Raw genomic sequence first — 5,086 nt, forward strand, 5'->3', positions numbered from 1 at the left:
CAACAGCCTTGGCAGTCTGAGCTTCGGCTTGAGTCTTCAGATCGTAGTACTTAGGAAGCGCCACTGCCGCCAAAATACCAAGCAAAACAAGGACCATGACGATTTCAATCAATGTGAAACCACGCTTGTTGTTTTTCATAACAATAACTCCTATAGAAACAACACAGGGAAGAAATTAAATTTTTAAGGGTCTGTCGTAACGGGCTTGCCACATACCACAAAATGTGCCGGAATCTCAAAAACTTCACCCGTCTCCTGATCCCAAACTGGAATCTTAGTGGAATTTTGATCCATCTGTTGTGTATATACTGCCATGCCATTAATAAGATAATTCGTATATTCAACAAGGACGGATTGTTTATTTTTCTGAGAAAACTCTGAGCTTTTAGCATCATCACACTTTTCACCAGCAATAATCCGTTTAGCAATCTTATTGTTTACATCAGCCACAAATTGATTAGCGACAGCAACCGCAATAGACTTTTTCGATTCCGCCTTAAGACTATAATATTTCGGCAAGGCAACAGCTGCCAAAATACCCAACAAAACTAGAACAAGGACAATCTCAATTAGAGTAAAGCCCTTTTGATGACTTGATGAAAACATTTATAAACTCCATTAAACAAAGATAGCAAGCAACTGGAAAATTATTGAACCAACTTTACCAAATCCCACATTGGCAGGAAGATCGCCAATGCAAAGAAAAGCACTACAACACCAAGAGCCATGATCAGTATGGGACCAATCCACTCGGTAAGCTCCTCTACCGCCAACTCAACTTCATTGTCATAGTGCCTTGCAAGGTCGTTGAGCATCTCATCCAACTTGCCGGAATGCTCACCCACCAAAATAAGATTCACCGCCAGCGGTGTAAACCCTTTCACAGATTCAACAGCAGCCGCAATCCCGCTGCCCGCCTGAATTTTTGACTTGATTCCCTCGAACTTCGTCTGAAAGAACGCATTGTCAACCGTATCCCGGATGATGTCCAGACTGTTCAAAACCGAAAGACCGCTTCGCTGCAGAATGCTGAAAATAGCCGCAAAGCGCGCAATGGCCGCCTTCTGAACAACCTTGCCGATCAGGGGAATCTTGAGCGCCATACTGTCACGCCAAAAAACTCCCTTTTCAGTCTTCATATATGCCTTCCAGGCATATATGAATCCGAAAAACAAAGCGAGGATAATAAACCAATAATCTTGGAAGAACTGATTGAGCCACAAAGCAAACTGTGTAGGCAACGGCAATTCGACCTTGGCTGACTGAAATATCGAGGCAAACTGCGGCACCACGAAATTGAGAAGTACAAGGAAAGCAATCACCATCGCAAATACCACCATCTTCGGATAGCGTAGAGCGGACGTTATTTGCTGCTTCGTCTTCGCGTCATGTTCGAGCAGATACACCAGACGTTCAAGCACTTCCGGAAGCGCACCCGAGCTTTCGCCCGCCGCGATCATGGCGCAATAAAGCGACGAGAAAACCTTTCGGTTGGCCGAAAACGCCTGATGCAGGCTCTCGCCCTCCAGCACGCGACGTTGCATGTCGCCCACGACCCACTTGAACTGCTTATTCTCCGCCTGGTCATGAAGGATGCGCAAAGCCTCGGGCAGCGAAATGCCGGCCATGTAGAGCGTGCGGAACTGCTGCGTAAAGAGAATCAGCTCCGACGTGCTCAGGCGCTTTTGGAAAAGACGACGCCAATCCCAGCTCGTCTTCGCCTTGGCTTCACCCTGAAGCTTCGAGACAACGAACCCCTGCTCGAACAGCTTGCGGCGAGCATCCTTCTCGGAATCCGCCGTCAACGTTCCGTTGAGGCGGCGTCCAGCGGCATCGACGGCTTCGTAACGGTAGTCAAGAGGCATTTCTCAGTCCCCGTTACGCCATCGTGACGCGCAGCGCCTCTTCGCAGGTCGTAAGCCCCGCGCGAATCTTATCCGCAGCGTCCCGACGCATCGTGTGAAGGCCGTTTTCAAGCGCATGACGGTAAACCGTCTGCATCGACTCGCCCTTGAGCACCATTTGATTGATTTCCTCCGACATGGGCATCACTTCGAAGATGGCCATGCGTCCCGCGTAACCGGTGCCGCCGCACTGCGGGCAGCCGGCGCCGTGATAGAACGGACCATCCTCGGGCTTGAGGCCAAGATCGCGAAGCATGCCTTCGGCGGGCACATATTCCTGGCGGCAATTCGGGCAGATCGTGCGAACAAGACGCTGGGCAAACGTGCACAACAGCACCGATGTCACCAGGTAGGAAGGCACGCCCATGTCGACGAGACGATAGACGGCGGAAAGCGCATCGTTCGTATGAAGGGTCGACAGCACAAGGTGGCCCGTCATGGCGGCCTGAACGGCAATTTCGGCGGTTTCCTTGTCGCGGATTTCACCCACCATGATGATGTCCGGGTCCTGACGCAGAATGCTGCGAAGGCCCGACGAGAAGGTCATGCCGGCTCTGACGTTCAACTGAACCTGGCGTACGCCGGGAAGACGGTATTCGACCGGGTCTTCAAGCGTGATGACGTTGACGTCCTCGCGATTGAGCATCTTCAGAATGGCGTAGAGGCTCGAACTTTTGCCGGAACCCGTCGGACCGGTCGAAAGGATCATGCCGTAGGGCTTGCGGATGCAGCGGGTGATCGTCGCATAATCGGCCTGGTTCATGCCGAGCTTCGGAAGGTCGTAGATGATCCCCGAGCGGCTGTCCAAAAGACGAAGCACGATGTTTTCGCCGTACGTCGTCGGAAGGGTCGACACGCGAATGTTCACCTCGCGGCCTTCGGCCTTGACGGTAAAGCGACCATCCTGCGGAAGACGCGTTTCCGAAATGTCCATGTTGGACATGATCTTGATGCGGGACGCCACGGCGGAACCCATGGAGACCGGAATAGTGGAGGCTCGGCGAAGAAGCCCCTCGACACGATAGCGGACCTTGATCTCCGTCTTTTCCGGATTGATGTGAATGTCGCTCGCACCGGCCTTGAGGGCTTCGGCGATGATCATGTTGACGAGCTTAATGACGAAGGCTTCGCTCACGTCACCTTCGAGCTCCTGATCCTTTACGGCGCTCTGCACCGCAGTCTGCACGGGCGAAGTCTCAGCGGCGCCGGCGGCATTGTCAAGCATTTCGCCCACGGCGGAGTATTCGCCGTAGACAGCCGTAAAGAGACGCACGAAGTCCTTCTTGAGACAGAGCACGGGCTCCATCTGGCAATGCGCAATTTCCTCGATTTTGTCCAAAGTCTGGAAGTCGTGCGCATCGAGAAGACCCACGCAGAGCACGCCGCTTCGCATGCACAGAGGCACCACGCGGTGACGGCGCGCGAACTCGGCCGGAATCACCGAGCGCAGCTTCTCGTCGATCGGAAACGCCTCGCGATTGTAGACGGGCACCTGAAGCTGGCTGGCAACAGCCTGCAGCACCTGAGCTTCCGTCACAATGCCGGCGGAAACGAGATACTCGCCCAAACGCTGATCCTCTTCACGGGCGCGCTTAAGCGCATCTTGAAGCGCATCGGCAGTCAGAAGGCCTGCAGCCACCAGCTGCTCGCCCAGACGCATCTTCACTCGACCGCTTTTATTGAATTCAGCCATGATCAGACTCCTTCACGACTCTCGGCTCAACGGCTGCCGGGCGTAAGCACGGCCGGAGACTGAGGCAGCGGAGCGGAACGGCGGCCGGATTCGGCGCGCGTCGGCAGAATGGTCGGGGTGATGAAGATCAGCACCTCTTCCATCGAGACATTGCGGTTCGTACTGCCGAAGGCATACTTGCCGCCCGGCAGATCGCGCATGCCGGGAACGCCGGCTTCCTGATTCGTGCCCTTTTCCTTGGTAAGACCGGAGATGACGATCGTCTCGCCGCTTCTCACGAGCACAGTGGTTTCCGTCTGCTTCTTGACGATGTAGGGATTGCCCTGCACGCTGCGGCTGGCATCCACTTCGTCCTTCTTGATCAGAACCTTGAGCTTGAGGTTCGCCGGGTCGATGACGTTCGGCGTCATTTCAAGTCGCAGAACCGCGTCCTCGAACTTGACGCTCGTATCGCCGTCGTCGTCCTTGCTTACATACGGCACCTTCTCACCGTTTTCGGTGTAGGCCATCTTGTTGTCAAGCGTCGTAATGGACGGAGACGACAGAATGTTGAGCACGCCTTCGCTTTCCATCAAGTTGAGTTGAGCTTCGAGAACGGAAGTTTTGCCAAAGGCCAGGCCAAGGGTGCCTGCACCGGAGGAATTGACAATGCTGCCGTAGCCAAGCCCAAGCGGGAAGCCGCTGATGGTATTGGTACTTCCATCCCCGCCCTTCTTAAGAGGCGTACTGCCGGAACCGCCGATGAGCTTCTGATGCTCGAAGCGTCCGCCCCACTGCATGCCGAGCTCGCGAGCCTTTTCCTTCGTTGTTTCGACGATGTAGGCCTTCAGCTGAACCTGCGGACGCGGACGGTCAAGGCTGTCGATCAAAGCAAGGATGCGGGCCTGTTCGGTCGGCGTTCCCTGAATGACGAGCGCATTGTTGTGCTGGTCGATTTCAATGACGGCATCCTTGTTGCGCGAAACAAAGCGCGTCAGGCTGTTCTTGAGCGAAGCAGCATCGGAATAGCGGACGTTCACGACCTGCACCATCATGTCGCCCGAATGAGCGGCCGTCTGGTACTGCTCGGAAAGCTGGTTGTTGAGCGTGAGAAGGCTCACTTCCTTCTGCTTGTCGGCGGCCGTCATCACCTGCAGGATCTTGCCCTGCCAGCGATAGTCGAGACCGTTGGAGCGAAGGATGGACTGGAAGACGTCGCTCCAGCGGGCGTTCTTCACGTTGAGGCTGATCTTGTCCGAAACGCCGCTGCTCATCATGAGGCTCACGTTGGCTGCGGAGGCCATGGCGCGCAGAACCGACTCGACGGCTGCATTCTGGAGCTTGAGCGTGATGGGCTGATCAGGCAGCGCGCGCGGCGTGCCGTGCAGATTTACAGACTGTTGCTTCATCAGAACGCGGGGTTCGGGCGCCAGATCCTCGAGCGCGGGCGAGAAGCCCTGCCGGTCGACGGACTGGTTCTGCCAGTGCTGCATGAACGCATCGTCTTTTC

The 5,086-nt window shown here is 55.0% G+C and carries 5 protein-coding genes; all 5 read right to left on the bottom strand.

Annotation, left to right across the window (positions count from 1 at the left end):
• Positions 1-139 (bottom strand): prepilin-type N-terminal cleavage/methylation domain-containing protein (locus Q0106_RS07875; protein ID WP_297611246.1); only part of this gene is annotated, 139 nt, incomplete at its 3' end.
• A 44-nt stretch (positions 140-183) separates the two neighbouring features.
• Positions 184-606: a prepilin-type N-terminal cleavage/methylation domain-containing protein gene (locus Q0106_RS07880; protein WP_297611234.1), complete on the bottom strand. Its 423-nt coding sequence runs from the start codon at positions 604-606 to the stop codon at positions 184-186.
• 41 nt (positions 607-647) lie between these two features.
• Positions 648-1,865 carry a type II secretion system F family protein gene (locus Q0106_RS07885; protein ID WP_297611237.1) on the bottom strand — a complete coding sequence of 406 codons (1,218 nt, stop codon included), beginning with the start codon at positions 1,863-1,865 and terminating at the stop codon, positions 648-650.
• A 13-nt stretch (positions 1,866-1,878) separates the two neighbouring features.
• Positions 1,879-3,597: an ATPase, T2SS/T4P/T4SS family gene (locus tag Q0106_RS07890; protein WP_297611240.1), complete on the bottom strand. Its 1,719-nt coding sequence runs from the start codon at positions 3,595-3,597 to the stop codon at positions 1,879-1,881.
• Between the two features lie 26 nt (positions 3,598-3,623).
• On the bottom strand, positions 3,624-5,086 hold a 1,463-nt coding region (locus Q0106_RS07895), incomplete at its 5' end, for a secretin N-terminal domain-containing protein (RefSeq protein WP_297611243.1).

The organism is uncultured Sutterella sp. (assembly GCF_937923675.1).
Taxonomy (GTDB): Bacteria; Pseudomonadota; Gammaproteobacteria; order Burkholderiales; family Burkholderiaceae_F; genus Sutterella.